Origin of the sequence: Acinetobacter sp. COS3, from assembly GCF_000475335.1 — a bacterium.
GTDB classification, from domain to species: Bacteria; Pseudomonadota; Gammaproteobacteria; order Pseudomonadales; family Moraxellaceae; genus Acinetobacter; species Acinetobacter venetianus.
Genome location: NZ_AXCD01000005.1, coordinates 1 through 18,038, shown reverse-complemented (window position 1 = coordinate 18,038; position 18,038 = coordinate 1). Strand labels below are relative to the sequence as shown.

Here is an 18,038-nt window from a genome sequence, read left to right as displayed (position 1 = left end):
ATTTGCACCTCGCTTGTTGAAGTGAGGTGCAATTTATGACTCGCTTAATCCAATCCTAACCATTGACGTTGTTGGTAAGCACTGTCCCAAAATAGCCATTCTAGTTTGGCTCCCATGGTATAAGCAGCGTGCATTTTGGCTAAGGTATCTTCATCACAACGCGCGGCCACTTTATCAATGGTTGCAATCACATTGCTTACGGCTGTATTGAATTCCTCTCCAGCATAGGTATCAATCCAAGCTTGGTATGGGTTATTGGAAACTGATTTATCGACGATGTCTTTACCAACTTCTGCATAAATCCAGAAACAAGGTAACAGTGCTGCCAAAATCACAGGATAGCTTTCTGACCAAGCTGTTGCGGTGAGGAATGAAGTGTAGTGATGACAAGCGAGTGTTAATGGCGTTGATTCAAATTCTGTTTTGCTGACATTAAATTCCTGCATAAAATCACTATGCAAACTACGTTCTACGATAATTGCGATTTTAGCGGCTTCAGAAAATTGAATAATATCATCAGCGTCATAGGCTTTTGCAGCAGCTACAGCAAGTGCACGACCATAAGCCACAAGATAATGCGCATCTTGAATTACATAATGACAAAAGACCTCACGGTTCAATGTGCCTGCTGTAAGTTCTTGATTAAAAGGAAGTGCAAGAATTTTTTGATATAAGTCTTGATTTCGTTGCCATACATCTTGTGAAAAAGTCATGTTTTGAACCTATGAAAAACATAAAAACGATTTTGGCAAAACTATAGCAGAGATCGTTGCAATCTCTATTCTTCTCACAACAACAGCAACAATCTTTTCTATCTTTCAGTCAAAACTCGCCTACAATAGTCTCATTTTTATCACTCGACGATTTCGAATAAAAGGCTGCTCATGAAGCATTTTCGTTTTTCAATTTTCTTTACAGTGGTGTGTTTAGCACTATCTGCCTACTGGGGTTATACGCATGGCCCAGAAGCAGGCGTGGCAACGATGCTGAAAGCATTGACGATTACTGCAATTTTGGCGGTGATGGAAGTTTCACTTTCTTTCGATAATGCGGTTGTGAATGCTTCAGTTTTACGTAACTGGGATCATTTCTGGAAAATGATTTTCTTAACGGTAGGTATTTTGGTTGCCGTCTTTGGTATGCGTTTAATTTTCCCTGTTGTGATTGTCGCAGTGACAGCAGATATGGGCATGATTGAAGTTGCGAAATTGGCTTTGAATGATCCAAAAACATATTCGGAACGTTTAATGGCACATCATGCTGAAATCTCAGCTTTTGGTGGTACTTTCTTACTGATGGTGTTCTTAAACTTCTTCTTTGATGACGGTAAAGAAACCCATTGGTTTAAATGGTTAGAGTCTAAACTTGCGCATCTCGCAAGTGTCCCTGCGATGTCGGTATTTCTCGCTTTGATTGCCATGATTATCATGGCGGCAAATGTTGATGAGTCTGCACGTTTAGCCGTGACGATGTCGGGTATTTGGGGAATTGTGGTCTATATTGGGGTACAAGTCCTGAGCCATTTATTAGGTGGCGAGCCAGAAATTGATGACAATGGTAATGCGGTTATGCATGATTCTAATGGTGCAGCTTCTGGGGTAGTGAAAGCCGGAATCGGGGGGTTCTTGTACCTCGAAGTACTTGATGCATCGTTTAGTTTTGATGGTGTGATTGGTGCATTTGCGATTACCAGTGATGTCGTGATCATCATGTTGGGTCTTGCGATCGGTGCGATCTTTGTGCGTTCGATGACGATTTATTTGGTCGAGAAAGGTACGCTCGATGCATATATCTTCTTAGAACATGGTGCGCATTATGCTATCGGTGCTTTGGCATTCATTATGATTGCCAGTGGTACGGGCGTGCATGTTCCAGAAGTGGTGACGGGATTAATCGGTGTTGCATTCATTGTTTGGGCCGTGATTGCGTCCATTCAATATAGTAAGCATGAACAGCGAATCTCTTAAGCTTGCTTTCAGTTTAATGATCTAAGATCAGAAAAAGGGACGGAAACGTCCCTTTTGATTTTTTAGCTTGTGATTTTTCAGCGCATTCTAAGCGAATGGCTTATAATTCGCTGAGCCAGTAATAGTGTCTTGCCAATGATGAATGCTTTAGAACGCCGTTCAACCTTTGCCTTAAGTAGCATTTTTGCCTTACGCATGTTGGGCTTGTTCATGATTATTCCTGTCTTTTCAGTTGCAGGACAGTCTTATCAATATGCAACGCCAGCATTAATTGGTTTAGCTGTGGGGGTTTATGGTTTAACGCAAGCCATTTTGCAAATCCCATTTAGCTTGTTGGCAGATCGTTTTAGTCGTAAACCTTTGGTGGTGTTAGGACTATTACTATTCGCGATCGGCGGTGCGATTGCTGGGATGTCGGATACGATTTATGGTGTGATTATCGGGCGTGCCGTTGCGGGTGCGGGTGCTGTTTCTGCTGTGGTGATGGCACTACTTGCAGATGTTACTCGTGAGGAGCAACGTACTAAAGCGATGGCTGCCATGGGGATGAGTATTGGTCTGTCATTTGTGGTGGCATTTAGTCTAGGGCCTTGGCTCACCAGTTTGGTTGGGATTTCTGGACTATTTTTCGTGACTACGATTATGGGCTTGGCTGCAATTTTAATGTTGTTGCTGGTGCCGAAAGTGACACGCCATCATAAGAACTTTCAGCAAGGCTATTTGTCTCAACTCAAACAAATCATACAAATTGGCGATCTGAATCGTTTGCATGTTTCTGTCTTTTCGTTGCATTTATTATTAACAGCGATGTTTATTTATGTGCCTTCGCAGTTGATTGAGTATGCGCAGATTCCACTGGCAAAGCATGGTTTAGTGTATTTGCCATTGTTGTTAATTAGTTTATTTTTTGCGTTCCCTAGCATCATCATTGCTGAAAAATATCGCAAGATGCGTGGCATTTTCTTAACCGCGATTGCAGGCATTATTGCAGGTTTATTGATCCTGATTTTTGGCTATGAATCTAAATATGTACTACTGGCGGGATTAGGTATTTTCTTTATTGCATTTAATGTGATGGAAGCACTTTTACCATCATGGTTATCGAAATCTGCACCCATTCAATCGAAAGCAACTGCGATGGGAATTAACGCAAGTAGCCAATTCCTAGGTGCATTCTTCGGCGGTACGTTGGGTGGACAATTGTTAATGTTACACAACACCTCGCTTGGGTGGAGTGTGTTGGCTGGTATTGCTATAATTTGGCTGCTCGTAAGCTTTGGTCTGGCTCAGCCGAGGTATTTGTCTTCGATTGTATTGCGTTTACCTGAAGCGCAACAAACAGATGAATGGACTTCAAAATTACTGGCGATTCGTGGTATTGAAGAAGTGGTGGTGATGTCTGAACAGCAAGTTGCTTATATAAAGGTCGATAAACATCAAATTGATGATTCTGCGCGACAAGATTTAACGCACTTGTTAGGGAAAGAGGTAGCCATTTAAGCATAACTCTTATAAAGTAAAACATAGAAATAGATAGGACGTAGATAAGCTAATGCGTGGTGTAAATAAAGTAATTTTAGTCGGAACTTTGGGCCGTGATCCTGAAACAAAAACTTTTCCAAATGGTGGATCTTTAACCCAGTTTTCGATTGCAACAAGTGAGTCTTGGACAGATAAAAGCACGGGTGAACGTAAAGAACAAACGGAATGGCATCGTATCGTGTTGCACAACCGTTTAGGTGAAATTGCACAACAATATTTACGTAAAGGTTCGAAGGTTTATATCGAAGGTTCATTGCGTACACGTCAATGGACAGACCAAAATGGTCAAGAGCGTTACAGCACGGAAATCCGTGGTGATCAAATGCAAATGCTTGATTCACGTCAACAAGGTGAGCAAGGTTTTGCTGGCGGTAACGACTTCAACCAACCGCGTTTTAATAACAACAATAGTAATCAGGGCGGTGGTTACCAGAACACAGGTTATAACAACAATAATCAAAATGGTTATGGTCAACAAGGCGGTAACTACGCAGGTAGTCCGCAAGCTGGAAATGGTTTTAATACACCTAAATCATCGCCACAGCCTGCGGCAGCACCAGCTGATTTAGATGATGATTTACCGTTCTAAGACTTGGAACTAAATCTAAAAAGCCTCTTTTCAAATCTTGGAAAGAGGCTTTTTTATGTGCATCACATTTTTATCCTAAAACAAAATAAGACTTAAGTTATGGATCAATAATGATTCGCTTTCAATAAAAAGAACCAATCTATAGATCATAAAATATGTAATAAATTTTGATTTTATCGGTATTTAGTTGGTTGATTTTAAATATAAAAATAGCTACCCATTATTTCATTGAAAAATATAAAGCTAGCCAGTGTTGCACATAATTTTTACAATTGGCTCTCTCCTTTATCATAAAAATGGCTCTCGTTTCTTCAGGGCCAAAACGACAAATTAAAGCCATAGGAAGTATGCATACGGAAGCGTTGTTTGGATCACTCTAGTTTTTCTGTGAGAACAAGAGCAATTCAGCGACACAATTTTTAGGGGGATATATTGAGCAGTGAGGCAAGAAGCCTCGGATTGCTGGTATCCCTCATAGGTTAAGGAAAATGATATGGCAGCACATCAAGATGGTTCTGAAGCCAATCCCTCCCAAAATTTAAAACATGGTCTGCAATCACGACATTTGACGATGATCTCTATCGCTGGAGTGATTGGTGGCTCTTTATTTGTCGGTTCAGGCAGTATTATTTATAACACAGGCCCCGTGGTCTTTCTTACCTACGCTTTGGGTGGTTTGTTGGTCTGGTTCATTATGCGTATGCTCGGGGAAATGGCCGTTTTAAACCCTGACAGCGGTTCATTTTCGACTTATGCGGACCGAGCGATTGGTCGTTGGGCTGGTTTCTCGATTGGTTGGTTATATTGGTGTACTTTAGCCATGCTGATGGGGTGGGAAGCTTATGTTGCAGGTAAAATTTTAAATAATTGGTTCCCGTTTATCCCGATTTGGGCTTATATGGTTTTAGTGATTGGTGGGTTGGTCGCGGTCAATTTACAGAACGTTAAGAACTATGGTGAGTTCGAATTTTGGTTTGCATTGATCAAAGTCATCGCAATTGTGATATTCCTCGTAATTGGTAGTCTTGCGATCATGCACCTATGGCCGTGGGGTGATGTTTCAGCCGCAGGTGTGACCAATCTAACTGCCCAAGGATTTATGCCAAATGGCGCATCGTCCGTTATCACGGCTTTACTTGGGGTCATGTTTGCCTACATTGGTGCTGAAATTGTGACTGTAGCAGCGGCAGAGTCAGAAAATCCGTCGAAAGAAATCCGTAAGGCATCTAATTCAGTCGTGTGGCGAATTGTCTTATTCTATGTCGGATCGATGTTTGTCGCGGTATGTTTGATTCCTCACAACAATGAGCTTTTAAAAGATTCAACTTGGGGAACCTATAGTGTCACGCTCAGTGCGCTTGGCGTTCCTGAAGCACGTCATATCGTCAACTTTGTGGTACTGACATCGGTTTGTAGCTGTTTTAATTCCGCGTTATATACTTGTTCCCGTATGCTCTTTTCACTTGCGAAGCGTGGTGATGCGCCGAAAAGTTTTGCTTCTGTGAATCGTAAAAGCAGCCCATGGGTGGGTGTATTGGTGTCGTGTTTCTTCTCAGTTATTGCTGTGATTTTAACAGCGACCAAGAGTATGGATGTCTATGATTTCTTCATGTTAACCACTGGTGCAGCGACCTTGTATGTATATTTGACCATTGCTTATTCACAGTTGTGTATGCGTAAAAAGCTTGAGGCTGAAGGTGTTAATATTGAATTTAAAATGTGGATGTTCCCTTATTTAACTTATGTGGTGATCTTTGCAATTATTGCTGCCATCCTGACCATGTTGATCGAAGGGACATATTTTAAAGAGGTGATCTATACCACAGCATTGTTTGGCATCATCGTGGTTTCAGGATTATTGTCGCAAAAACTCGGTTGGGGGAAGGAGCGTAGAGAAACGCATTTAGCCCAAATCCATGAAGAAAAATTAGTCTAAAGTTTAAAAAAAGATAAGAGCCTCAATCTGGAGGCTCTTTTTTATCTATGCTTAAAAATATAGGACTCAATTGAGTGTTGGTACGCCAGCTTCACGTAGACATTGCAGCAATGTCCCAAATGCCATCACCATATCTTTCTCGTTGACGCAGGCAAATCCCATCAGTAAACCACGTTGAGCATGGGCATGTGAGCGCATGTAGTATTGAGACAGCGGACGGACTTTGACTCCGCGCTCTAATGCAGTCGCGGCAACTTCGACATCATCACACGTAGCAGACAACTTTAAAACCAGATGCAGACCCGCTGCTTCATCATATTCATGTAGAAATTCAGGTCCTAAATAGCGATGAATCAGACTGACTAAATAGTCCCGTCTTTTGCCATAGAGCAATCGCATTCGGCGAATGTGGGCTTCATAATGGCCTTCACGAATAAATTCAGCCAGTGCTTTTTGTTCTAATAGATGCCCGCCACGATATAGCTCTGCTGCAACTATACGCAGTGGTGAAAACAGTGGCTTAGGCACAACTAAATAACCAATCCTCAAAGAGGGATAAATCGTTTTGCTAAACGTACCCATATACAGGACTGGGGCATTATTTTCCAAGCCTTGTAGGGATGGATAAGGCTGTCCAGAGAAGCGGAATTCACTATCGTAATCATCTTCCACGATCCAAGCGTTGTGTTGGCGCGCGATTTGAAGCAGTTGCTTACGACGATTTAAGCTCAGATGTGAACCTAAAGGATACTGGTGTGATGGCGTGACAAAAATCAGTTTGGGTGGTTGGGTTGGATTTTGCTCAGGAATGATCCCTTCTGCATCAACAGGCATTGGCTGAATATCTACGCCGTTAATTCTTAAATTATTACGCATTCCCCAATATGCAGGGTCTTCGATCCAGACGCGATCGCCAATGTCACTCAGTGCGCGTGAGACTAAATCTATCGCTTGATGAATGCCTTCCGTAATAATAATTTGATCAGCATCGCATTGAACTGAGCGCGCTACCCGTAAATAATCAGCTAAGGCACTGCGTAGCTCAAGACATCCCCCAGCATTGCTATAAATCAATCGGTTAATATCAGGTTCACGGCTTAAACGGGCTTGGATACGACTAAAAATATGATGAGGAAATTCGGTGACATCTGGTGCACCAGGCACAAAAGCACCCCATTGATGTGGTGAAGCTGCGGCATAACCTAATAGGTTGGAACCTCGCTGTGATAACGCATATGAACTTTGAGTAACTGGTAAATCGGGTTCTTTCTTTTTATTTTTGGTATTTAAAAATTTTTCAGGTAATTGCTCCGCTACCCATGTGCCGTGACCTGTACGTGCCTCTAAATATCCTTCAGCCTGTAATTGTTCATAAGCACTGAGGACGGTATTTCGAGAGACATGAATTTCGCTTGCTAAGTCACGAGAAGCAGGTAGGCGAGTCATCGGTTGAACCACACCATCAATGATTGCACCACGCAGACAACGGAACAGGCGTTGATGTAGTTTTCCCTCAGTGTCCTGTTGGAGTCTTTGTAACAAATGATCCCCAAGTAAACTGCGCAATTGGCTCTCTCCTACAGTTTAAAAATGGCTCTCGTCAGTTGTCATCAGACGAGCGAAATTACAGTTATAGGCAGTCATTGTATCGCATCCTAAAAATCGACCCCTAGGATGTACGACCAAAGCTGTAACTGATGATGAGATATGAGGGAATAAAATGGACACTCAACATTCTGCACTGAATACACGTAAACAGCAAGCAACTCCACGTGGCGTGGGTGTGATGTGTCAGTGGTATGCAGAGAAAGCTGAAAATGCAACGATCTGGGATAAAAACGGTAAGCAATATACAGACTTCGCTGGCGGTATCGCAGTGCTAAATACAGGGCATCGTCATCCTAAAGTGATTGCAGCGGTGACAGAACAATTAACCAAGTTTACGCATACGGCTTATCAAGTTACCCCATATGAAAGCTATGTGTCGCTTGCTGAACGTATCAATGAGCGTGCTCCAATTGCAGGTGCTGCGAAAACAGCATTTTTTACGACAGGTGCAGAAGCAGTTGAGAATGCCGTGAAAATTGCACGTTCTCATACAGGTCGTCATGGCATTATTACCTTTGGTAATGGTTTCCATGGTCGTTCATTTATGACTATGGCAATGACAGGTAAAACTGCGCCTTATAAACGTGATTTTGGTGTGATGCCAGCAGGTGTATTCCATGCGCGTTATCCAGTGCCAGAAAAAGGGATTTCAGTTGCAGCAGCGATTGAAAGTGTTGAGGATATTTTCAGTGAAGATATTGCTCCGCATGATGTGGCTGCGATTGTGCTTGAACCTGTACAAGGCGAGGGTGGTTTTAACGTTGTTCCTGCTGAGTTTTTAAAACGTTTAAGAGCTTTGTGTGACAAACACGGGATTTTATTGGTTGCTGATGAAGTGCAATCTGGTTTTGCACGCACAGGCAAATTATTTGCGATGAATCATTATGAAACCAAAGCAGATTTGATCACTATGGCGAAAAGCTTGGGTGGGGGGTTCCCAATCTCAGGTGTAGTGGGACGTGCCGAAGTGATGGATGCACCAAACCCGGGTGGCTTAGGCGGAACATACGCAGGTAGCCCAATCGCAGTGGCTGCTGCGCATGCAGTGATTGATGCAATCGAAGAAGAAAACTTATGTGAACGTGCCAATGAGCTTGGGGCTGAACTGGTATCGGTTTTGAAAGACATTCAGCAGGCTTCAGGCGATGTTGTGACTGAGATTCGTGCGTTAGGTTCGATGGTTGCTGCCGAGTTAGAAACAGCGGAACAAGCAAAAGCTGTACAAACTTATGCAATGGACAATGGTTTATTGATTCTAACTTGTGGTAAATACGGTAACGTAATTCGTTTCCTTTACCCATTAACCATTCCTGCTGAGCAATTCCGCCAAGGTCTTGACATCTTGAAGCAAGGTTTTGCAACTTTAACAGCAGACAGTGTGAAAGCAGTGGAGCAATCTGCATGATTCAAGACAATTTGCAGTATTTATTAAAACATCCTGATATTTCATTCGATGCACCGACCTCGAATGACTATATCCAAGTCAATGATGCTGCGACAGGTGATACGTTAGCATGGGTAAAAACCTATGACCAAGCGGGTGTTGAAGCTGCGATTCAACGCTCAGCCGATGCCCAATCTGCTTGGAAAAAGCAAACAGCTTTAGCTCGCGCAGATATTTTACTGGCATGGTACAACCTGATGCTTGAGCATAAGGAAAACTTGGCTCAGATTTTGACTGCTGAGCAAGGCAAACCTTTAGCTGAAGCGCGTGGTGAAATAGGGTATGCGGCATCATTTATTCGTTGGTTTGCAGAGCAAGCACGTCGTATTGATGGTGAGGTTTTAACTCCGACATTGCCAAATCAACGGTTACTGGTGATTAAGCAGGCGATCGGTGTCACTGCAGCGATTACACCGTGGAATTTCCCAGCGGCGATGATTACGCGTAAAGCAGCACCAGCAATTGCTGCGGGTTGTTCAATGTTGGTGAAACCTGCGGAACAAACACCGTTAACGGCGTATGCATTGGAAGTATTGGCATTACAGGCAGGCTTACCTGCCGATGTACTCCTCAATATTAGTGGTGATGCGATTGAAGTGGGTCAAACGATTTGTGCGAGTGATATTGTTCGTAAATTGAGTTTTACGGGTTCAACTCAAGTGGGTCGTATTTTGATGCAGCAATGTGCACCAACCATCAAGAAACTTTCTCTTGAGTTGGGTGGTAATGCCCCTGTTCTGGTATTTGAAGATGCCAATTTAGATCAAGCCGTTCAGGGCATCATGGCAAGCAAGTATCGTAATAGTGGGCAAACTTGTGTCTGTGCCAACCGTATTTATGTGCAAGATGGCATTTATGATGCATTGGCAGAACGATTAGTTGATGCTGTATCTAAATTACAGGTAGGTGATGGTCGTCATGAGGGTTCAACGCAAGGACCATTGATTGATGAAGATGCGATTGCCAAAGTACAGTCGCATATTGCCGATGCGACTGCTCAGGGTGCGACTGTACGAATTGGTGGTCAGCGTTCAGCATTGGGTGGTACATTCTTCGAGCCAACAGTTCTCACAGGTGTAACACAGGCAATGAAGGTAGCGAAAGAGGAAACTTTTGGGCCGCTTGCACCATTATTCTGTTTCACATCAGAAGAAGAAGCGGTTGCGATGGCAAATGACACCGAGTTCGGTCTCGCTGCTTATTTATTTACTCAAAGTACTGCGCGTCAATGGCGAGTGGGTGAAGCACTTGAGTATGGTATGGTCGGAATCAATACGGGAGCCATTTCAAATGAAGTTGCACCGTTTGGTGGTGTAAAGCAGTCTGGTTTAGGTCGTGAAGGCTCTAAATTTGGTATTGAGGAATATCTGGAAATGAAATATCTCTGTGTGGATTTATCTGAATAATCTGATGATCTAGCCGCGATCATACCCCAGCTTTATTAAAACGGTCATGCCCATTCATGACCGTTTTTTTATTTTAAGTTGCGAGATAGCCTTTATGACTTTCGGGTAAGCGTCGTAAGGTCTCAACCAAGGTTTCAATCAATTTTTCCACGACTAATCGCTGTCCTTTTCTTGAACCATAAACCAGTTGTAAGGTTCCGATATTGGATTTCCATTCAGGTAGAATATGAATGAGTCGACCTTTTCGAATGTCAGCTTCTACAGTTAAAAAAGGTAGATCGGCAATCCCTAAACCATCGGCAACCGCATAGTAAACTCCTGCCAAATCATTACTTTTCACTCGAGGCTGATAGGGAATCTCCATGGTTTCACCAGTGCGTGTATTACACAGATGCCAAAGATAGTTTTGCTTTTGATTGCCCAAACTGATACTTGGATAATTTTGTAATTCTGATGCATCCAAAATGGTGTGCCCTTGTAGCAACTCAGGTGCGGCAACTAGACAATGATCGGTTTTAATTACATCACGAACAATTAAACTGGAATCTTCATTTGGTTCGAAATTGGTACGGATTGCCAGATCAATATCATCATGCAAAATATCCACTCGGCGACTGGTTAGCTCTAGTGAAATTTCGACTTTGGGATAGGCTTTAAGAAACTGATTTAAAATTTTTCGAATCTGAAAATGCATCATCAGCGGTGGGCAACTGATTTTTACGACACCTTGTGGCTCGCTCTTTTGCTTTAATAAAACATTTTCGGCGCATTCCACTTGAGCAATGACTTTGCAGCATTCTTCATAAAATTCTTGCCCTAATTCAGTCACCTTAAAATGCCGTGTTGTGCGTTGTATTAGGCTGACATTAAATTTATTTTCTAAATCAATAATTCGACGGCTGAGTTTTGATTTACTGATATTTTCAGCCTCACTTGCAGCACTAAATCCGCCATGTTTAACAACGAGATAAAAGTAATAGAAATCATCAAATGAATTAATCAAGGTCGATAAATCCTGTCGTGAGTAATCAGCTCAAAATAGCATTAACGATTTTGAGCTGATTGTGCAAGTAGTTTACTTTTGCGAGGTATTTTGATTGTAACTATTGATCAGGTTGCGATAATCAGGAATATGATTTGAGAATAATGCACCTAAACCTTCAATATCATTACGCCAATCACGATGTAGCTCACATGCCATACCAAACCATGTCATCAATTGAGCACCTGCTTTTGACATACGATCCCATGCCGCATCACGGGTGAGTTCATTGAATGTGCCTGAAGCGTCTGTGATGACAAATACTTCAAATTCTTCTGCAAGCGCTGATAACGCTGGGAAAGCAACACATACTTCGGTCACAACACCTGCGATGATGAGTTGCTTTTTGCCAGTCGCTTTAACGGCTTGAACGAAGTCTTGATTATCCCAAGCACTGATTTGACCAGGACGAGCAATGTACGGTGCATCAGGAAACATGTCTTTAAGTTCTGGGACAAGAGGGCCATTGGGACCATTCTCAAAGCTCGTGGTTAAAATGGTTGGTAGATTAAAATATTTCGCAGCATCAGCCAGTGCCAACACATTGTTTTTGAATTTATCAGGATCAATGTCTCGAACGAGGGACAATAGACCAGTTTGGTGATCAACCAATAACACCGCGGCATTATTTTTATCTAAACGAATATAGTCTTGGCTCATGATTTTATCCTCATGTTTTTGCATTTCTTTCTAAAAAAGATGAGTCGGATGAAACACCTTGTAGATGCATGCTATTGAAAATTTTCATGAGCCAGAAGATCAATAAACGAGATTAACAATACTAAAAATAGGACGATCTTGATCAAATGTTTCAGTGAATAAAAGCAAAAAGTTGATTGTCCTATTTCTAGAATAATGTGTTGTGATCCTGTAGCTATAAGCTGAAACGTTGCAAGCGTAAAATGAATTTCAAGATCAAAGCTTCTACCTTATAGGAGTACATAGATGAAACAGATTGTTGGTATTTATCAAAACAAACATATGCATTGGGTTGGAGATGGTTTTCCTGTCTATAACCTGTTTTCATATGATCGTTTAGGCCAAAGCATCAGTCCATTTTTACTGTTGGATTATGCAGCGCCGTATCGCTTTGAGCCAACTCAAGCACAACATGGCGTAGGCTCACATCCACACCGTGGTTTTGAAACGGTGACAATCGCTTATCAAGGTGAAGTCACACATAAAGACTCGACAGGTGGTGGCGGAACGATCAAAGCAGGTGATGTGCAATGGATGACCGCAGGTGGTGGTATTTTGCATCAAGAATTTCATTCGCCAGAGTTTGCACAGCAAGGTGGTTTATTTGAAATGGTGCAGTTGTGGGTGAATTTGCCAACGCATTCCAAAATGACCCCAGCAAAATATCAAGCGATTGACTCCGAGCAGATACAGCGTATTGCTTTAGATGATCAGGGCAGTGAGTTACGTATTATTGCTGGTCAATATCAAGAGACAGCGGGTGCTGCAACTACATTCAGTCCAGTCAATGTTTGGGATGGAACATTAAGTGCTGAGCAAACTCATACATTTTATGTGACAGAAGGGCATACCACTTTATTTGTACTACTGTCTGGCGAAGTCACTTTAAATGAGCAGGTGATCGGAGCGCCAAGTTTAGTGGTTTTGAGCCGTGAAGATATTGATTTTACTGTGACAGCGACGCAAAACAGTAAGTTTTTGATTTTAACAGGTCAGCCACTCAATGAGCCGATTGAAGGCTATGGTCCGTTTGTGATGAATAACAAAGCCGAGATCATTGATGCAATCAACGATTTCAATAACGGTAAGTTTGGTGTGATGGAAAGTTAATGTTCATTATTCCACTTAGTCATTGATAAATATAAGAAAGCCCATAACTCCTTTAGAGTTATGGGCTTTCGCTATAAGGTCCTCTATTGATTTTTTTAATATTAGGTCACTTATTATTGTACAGTTTATTATGTGACTGCTTTCTCATTCTTGTTCGATCAGAATAGCGCTAATTTTTTGCTTTGCAAACCCTTTCAAGCCGCAAAAATGGAAAAATAAAGAATGTTCTGTATATTTTTGTGATTAATAATCTAATAAAATTAATTTTTTCATGTGCTTAAGCTTAAAAAATGCAGTATTCTAAAATGTAACAATAAATGAACAACAGCATTACGACAAAAGTCTGACTTTAATGCTGAATCTGGTATTTTTTAATACGGCGTTTGAGTTAAGGATCAGTCATAATCAAGAAAAATCATCAACTGATGGGACATAAATTTTGGATATTGCAATTATTGGCAGTGGAATGGCAGGACTCGCTGCCGCCAGAATCCTACATGATGCAGGACATAAAGTTACTATATTCGAAGCACTCGCTGGTCGGGGCATGGATAGTCATAGTATTGATTTTGATGGTGGCATAATTGATGCTCCATTGCGGGTGATGAATCCGAAACTTTGGAAAAATACCTTAAGCTTGGCAAGTTATTTGGGCATTGAAACTTTTCCAGTGCGTACATTTATGGCTTGCAGTTGGTTATTTGAAGATAAAACAGATACATGGTTAACGACTTCACGCAGCCGTATCGGTAATTTTCCAATTATCAATAACCGTAAAGGTATCCAGCAATATGGTTGGCGCTTAGTTAAAGGCATGTTGCAGTTAAAAACAGCGGTGAATCAGTTCTTTAAATCTGAAAATCAAGATATCACCCTTGCGGAATTCATGAATCAATATCATATTGAGGAAGTCTTTTGGCATGGTACGGTGATGCCTGTGCTTTATACAATTTGTACATGTCATCCAAAAACTATTGGTGAATGGCCAGCTAAGCCTTTGCTTGAGTTCATTCGTCAGCTCACTGAAGGTGAAGCACTATTACGAATGAAGGGTGGAACGCCTGCACTGGTAAATCGTCTGATTGATGGTATTCATATTTTTAGCGGTTCTCCTGTGAAAAACGTTGAAGAACAAGGTGATAAAGTCTTGGTCGAAAATGGTCAAGGTGAGAAAAAGCTATTTGACCGTGTCGTGATTGCAACACCAACCCCTGTCATTGAAAATTTCTTGAAGCAACCACAGTTCGCTGAGGATCTGGCTTTATTGAGAAAGTTTAGATTTGAAGAGGGTGATTTGGTGATTCATACCGATCCAGTGGTGATGCCACCACGCCGTAAAGATTGGGCTGTGTTGAGCTACATGATGGACCGTAAATTTATTCGTCAACAATTCACGGTATGGATTAACGCCATTGAGCCAAGTTTAGTCGGCAAAAATGCCGTATTCCAAACATGGTGCCCAGTGATTGATATTGATCCGAAGAAAATTATTTCTAGAGTCAAACTCACACGTGCAGTTGTGGATTCTGAGACGGTAGCTTTAAATAAACAAATCCAGCAGCGCCATTTAGAACAAGACCGTAAAGTATTCTATTGTGGTTCGTGGTCATGTGATGGTTTGCCAATTTTAGAATCAGCCGTGACCTCAGCAATGCATATTTCTGAGATTTTAGGTGCGCCGTCGCCGTTTGTTGGTTTAAAACCTAAAGTGAAAGTTGCACCAGAACTCGGCTACTAAAATGGCCAACTTCAAGCAGGCATTAATCGAAAAAGTCATTGGGCATAAATATGCAATTGATGCTAAACGACTAGGTGATGATGCTGTGCTTGCTTGGAGTAATCTCGGATATTGGCATAATCAATATCATGATTATCCTCTCGCTTGTCAGCATTTAGCTGATCAAATCGCGGGTTCAATTCAACTCAAAAAATCCGATCGCGTTTTAGATTTAGGTTGTGGACAAGGTGCCAGCCTATTGCGTTGGTTACAACATTATCAAATCGAAAATCTTACGGCTGTCGAGCTGCAATCCGACTGTGTAAAACGAATTCAAAAACAATTGCCGCAAGTTGCCATATATTGCGATTCATTTTTGAATTTAAAACAAATCAATTTTTTAAATTCATTTGATGCCGTGATTTGTATTGATGCTGCATATCACAGCAATTTGAATTCATTTCTTAGTTCCACACATTCTATTTTGAATTCAAAAGGACGTTTAGCTTTTCACTATTTAGTTTGGGCTGATCTTTGGCAAAGTTGTAGTTATGCACAGAAGCAACGTTATCAATATTTATTAAAAGCTGCCGATGTGAAATGGCAGCATATGATGAACGAGCAGCAACTTGACCATGCGTTAGTAGAACATGGCTTTACTGAAATTGAAATTCAGGATTTTTCAAAGCCTGTGTTTGATGGATTCGCTCGATATATCGAAACAAGAGAAATGCAAAAAAAAGCTTTCGACTTTGCTCAATTAAAAATAGAGATGACTGCCAAGTTGTGTCGAAAACTCTATCAAGATGGTTTAGTGCGCTATATTCAAGTAAGTGCAGTTAAAAAGTGAATATAAAATGCCAAATCAATATAAAGGGTCTTGCCTATGTGGGGCTGTGACTTATTCTGCGGATGTAGAACCACGTTATCAATTTAATTGTCATTGTCGAGACTGTCAGAAAGCTACAGGTGGAGGCTATGCGCCGATTGCTTTTTTTCAGCAATCTGAACTCAATATTCAAGGCGAATTACACTATTTTGAATCTTTAGGTTCATCTGGAAAACCTATACGCCGTGCTTTTTGCCCAAACTGCGGTTCACAAATGTTTGGTTTGCCGGAGCTTGTACCAGATATGATTTCTATACGTGCAGGAACACTCGATGATCCAAATATGTATCAACCGAAAGCAGAGATTTTTGTCAGTCATGCAAATAAATGGGATGTGTTAAATCCGAATATTTCGCACTTTAAAGAAATGATGAAGAAAAGGTAGGAAATGGTGCCGGCACACGGATTCGAACTGTGGACCTACTGATTACAAGTCAGTTGCTCTACCAACTGAGCTATGCCGGCAACGTGGCGAGAATTTTACAGAATCTAATTAAAAATACAAGCGAAAAAATGAGCAAACAGATAAATTTAATTTAAATGTTAGATTTTCGCCAATCTCAATTATTTTTCATGAGTGCATATACATAAGAGTCAATGAGTTCGTCTGTATTTAAATAGGCTGTGATAGGAACGCCTTGATAATCAGCTCCCTCAAATTCTTATAGTACTAGACAGAACTGTCTGAAATTTCTTTTTATATATCATTAAGTCGATTAATATTCTGAATCCTAACTATAAATTTGAATATCAATAGGTAATATATAATGAAAGGTACAGTATTAACTTTTAACGCGCAGCTTGATGAGGGAGCAATTTCAGGGGAGGATGGAAAACGTTATAGCTTCTTTGGTTCTGAATGGAAAGAGCAATTGGCACCTGCACGAGATTTACAAGTTGATTTTGTCGTGAATGAATTAGGGCAGGCAACGGCGATCTATTTAGTGAGTTTTTCGCAGCAGACCGCAAGAGAGAAGTTATCTTCTAAAGTGCAAACTAATAGCCAACTGGATGAAGAAGCAAATTATGGTTTTTTTGATTGGGCAATGAAATGTCTAAGAAATTATGTCAATTTTTCAGGTCGTGCGCGTAGAAAAGAATATTGGTACTTTTATCTGTTTCAAATATTAGTTGGTTTTATTCTAGGTGTTGTCTTCGGCATAATTGGAATAAGTGATAGCGGAATGGATGCGATCTCTGGGCTAGTCTCTTTGGCATTCTTTTTACCAGGTCTTGCTGTGGGTGTACGACGTTTACATGACGTTGATCGTTCAGGATGGTGGGTGTTAATTGCATTTACGATTATTGGTCTTATTCCTCTCCTTATTTGGATGGTCAGTGAAACAAAGCCAGAACGAAATCAATGGGGTCAGCCTGCAAAATAAATATAACTTATTTTTTTCAAATTTTATTCTTTTACGTCACTTGTAAAAAGTTTGGGGGTATAAAAATGAGGGTAAATTATTTTACCCCTAGTTATACCCCCAACTATCGTATGATTCAATAGTCATTATTGGAAAGCATAAAGCAATAAAAAAAGCTTAAACCCTTTAGATTTAAGCTTTTAGGACTCTATGAGACATCATAGAAATTAAATTTGGCGAGAGAGGGAATCACATTTTTTGATTAATATATTGATAATATTTAAATAAAATATAAATAGTCTTATTTGATCCCCCAATCGTCCCCCAGTTAGAAAAAGCTGAATTCAATGAAATGAATTTTCTCAATTGATTGGCAGAAAGATGACAGCAAACTTTCGTTGTCCTTCATAGTACATCAATTTCTATTCTATCTAAATACAACCATTATACGTTAAAAGCTTCCTGTTTGATTAGCTGTTCACTACGACTAATGCCCAACCGATTTGCAATGCCTTGCCATTTTTTTACCGCCAATAATACTTCATCATAAATCTGAGTCGCTTCCTCTTGAGATAAGCGGAAAAAATCAATCACCTCAAATGCCAAGTTGTAATCAAGTGCATTAGCTGTATCTGTAATATTAAGGTGTAAACCTCGGTTCCCTACAATAGGGTTAAGATCATATGCAGGTGATAACTTCCATCCTTTGATATGTGCTGAATTAG

General features: G+C 40.9%; 15 protein-coding genes, 1 tRNA gene and 1 pseudogene. 11 read left to right on the top strand and 6 right to left on the bottom strand.

Annotated elements, in window-relative coordinates; translation table 11 throughout:
• Positions 1–44: 44 nt before the first annotated feature.
• Positions 45–713 (bottom strand): thiaminase II, encoded by a 669-nt coding sequence (tenA, locus tag IO68_RS19755; RefSeq protein ID WP_023012656.1) that lies wholly within the window; start codon positions 711–713, stop codon positions 45–47.
• 171 nt (positions 714–884) lie between these two features.
• Between tenA and IO68_RS19750 the strand changes: the two genes are divergently transcribed.
• The 4 genes from IO68_RS19750 (at position 885) to IO68_RS19735 (ending at position 6,034) form a co-directional block, all read left to right on the top strand.
• Entirely contained in the window at positions 885–1,967 is a 1,083-nt protein-coding gene (locus IO68_RS19750; protein WP_023012655.1) for a DUF475 domain-containing protein, read from the top strand.
• Between the two features lie 135 nt (positions 1,968–2,102).
• Positions 2,103–3,467 (top strand): MFS transporter, encoded by a 1,365-nt coding sequence (locus tag IO68_RS19745; protein WP_019385594.1) that lies wholly within the window; start codon positions 2,103–2,105, stop codon positions 3,465–3,467.
• Positions 3,468–3,519: 52 nt separating this feature from the next.
• Positions 3,520–4,098, top strand: coding sequence for a single-stranded DNA-binding protein (gene ssb / locus IO68_RS19740; RefSeq protein WP_007482778.1), 579 nt, complete (start codon positions 3,520–3,522; stop codon positions 4,096–4,098).
• Between the two features lie 493 nt (positions 4,099–4,591).
• Complete coding sequence (locus IO68_RS19735; RefSeq protein WP_004877977.1) at positions 4,592–6,034, top strand: amino acid permease; 1,443 nt, start codon at positions 4,592–4,594, stop codon at positions 6,032–6,034.
• 66 nt (positions 6,035–6,100) lie between these two features.
• On the opposite strand, the gene IO68_RS19730 is transcribed toward IO68_RS19735, so the two are convergent.
• Positions 6,101–7,600, bottom strand: coding sequence for a PLP-dependent aminotransferase family protein (locus tag IO68_RS19730; protein WP_023012654.1), 1,500 nt, complete (start codon positions 7,598–7,600; stop codon positions 6,101–6,103).
• A 154-nt stretch (positions 7,601–7,754) separates the two neighbouring features.
• Between IO68_RS19730 and gabT the strand changes: the two genes are divergently transcribed.
• Both gabT and IO68_RS19720 read left to right on the top strand, forming a co-directional pair.
• Positions 7,755–9,047: a 4-aminobutyrate--2-oxoglutarate transaminase gene (gene gabT, locus IO68_RS19725; RefSeq protein WP_007482757.1), complete on the top strand. Its 1,293-nt coding sequence runs from the start codon at positions 7,755–7,757 to the stop codon at positions 9,045–9,047.
• Complete coding sequence (locus tag IO68_RS19720) at positions 9,044–10,492, top strand: NAD-dependent succinate-semialdehyde dehydrogenase (protein WP_023012653.1); 1,449 nt, start codon at positions 9,044–9,046, stop codon at positions 10,490–10,492. Before gabT ends, IO68_RS19720 begins: the two co-directional genes overlap by 4 nt.
• 73 nt (positions 10,493–10,565) lie before the next feature.
• On the opposite strand, the gene IO68_RS19715 is transcribed toward IO68_RS19720, so the two are convergent.
• Both IO68_RS19715 and ycaC read right to left on the bottom strand, forming a co-directional pair.
• The gene (locus IO68_RS19715; protein WP_023012652.1) at positions 10,566–11,495 is read right to left on the bottom strand and encodes a LysR substrate-binding domain-containing protein; all 930 of its coding nucleotides are present in this window, start codon (positions 11,493–11,495) and stop codon (positions 10,566–10,568) included.
• 72 nt (positions 11,496–11,567) lie between these two features.
• A complete protein-coding gene (gene ycaC / locus IO68_RS19710; RefSeq protein ID WP_031234677.1) occupies positions 11,568–12,194 on the bottom strand; it encodes an isochorismate family cysteine hydrolase YcaC in 627 nt (208 codons plus the stop codon).
• A 285-nt stretch (positions 12,195–12,479) separates the two neighbouring features.
• On the opposite strand from ycaC, the gene IO68_RS19705 reads away from it, so the two are divergent.
• The 4 genes from IO68_RS19705 to IO68_RS19690 all read left to right on the top strand — a co-directional run bounded on the left by IO68_RS19705 (position 12,480) and on the right by IO68_RS19690 (position 16,334).
• Entirely contained in the window at positions 12,480–13,343 is an 864-nt protein-coding gene (locus IO68_RS19705; protein WP_023012650.1) for a pirin family protein, read from the top strand.
• Between the two features lie 439 nt (positions 13,344–13,782).
• Positions 13,783–15,081, top strand: coding sequence for an FAD-dependent oxidoreductase (locus IO68_RS19700; RefSeq protein WP_007482751.1), 1,299 nt, complete (start codon positions 13,783–13,785; stop codon positions 15,079–15,081).
• A gap of 1 nt (position 15,082) precedes the next feature.
• A complete protein-coding gene (locus IO68_RS19695; protein ID WP_023012649.1) occupies positions 15,083–15,910 on the top strand; it encodes an SAM-dependent methyltransferase in 828 nt (275 codons plus the stop codon).
• A 7-nt stretch (positions 15,911–15,917) separates the two neighbouring features.
• On the top strand, positions 15,918–16,334 hold the full coding sequence (locus IO68_RS19690; protein ID WP_007482749.1) for a GFA family protein: 417 nt from the start codon (positions 15,918–15,920) through the stop codon (positions 16,332–16,334).
• 4 nt (positions 16,335–16,338) lie between these two features.
• Here the strand turns inward: IO68_RS19690 and IO68_RS19685 are convergent.
• Positions 16,339–16,414 (bottom strand) — tRNA-Thr (locus tag IO68_RS19685).
• A 302-nt stretch (positions 16,415–16,716) separates the two neighbouring features.
• On the opposite strand from IO68_RS19685, the gene IO68_RS19680 reads away from it, so the two are divergent.
• Complete coding sequence (locus IO68_RS19680) at positions 16,717–17,334, top strand: DUF805 domain-containing protein (protein WP_023012648.1); 618 nt, start codon at positions 16,717–16,719, stop codon at positions 17,332–17,334.
• A 423-nt stretch (positions 17,335–17,757) separates the two neighbouring features.
• On the opposite strand, the pseudogene IO68_RS0116815 reads toward IO68_RS19680, so the two are convergent.
• Positions 17,758–18,038 (bottom strand): annotated as a pseudogene (locus IO68_RS0116815) (type II toxin-antitoxin system HipA family toxin); the annotation flags it as partial.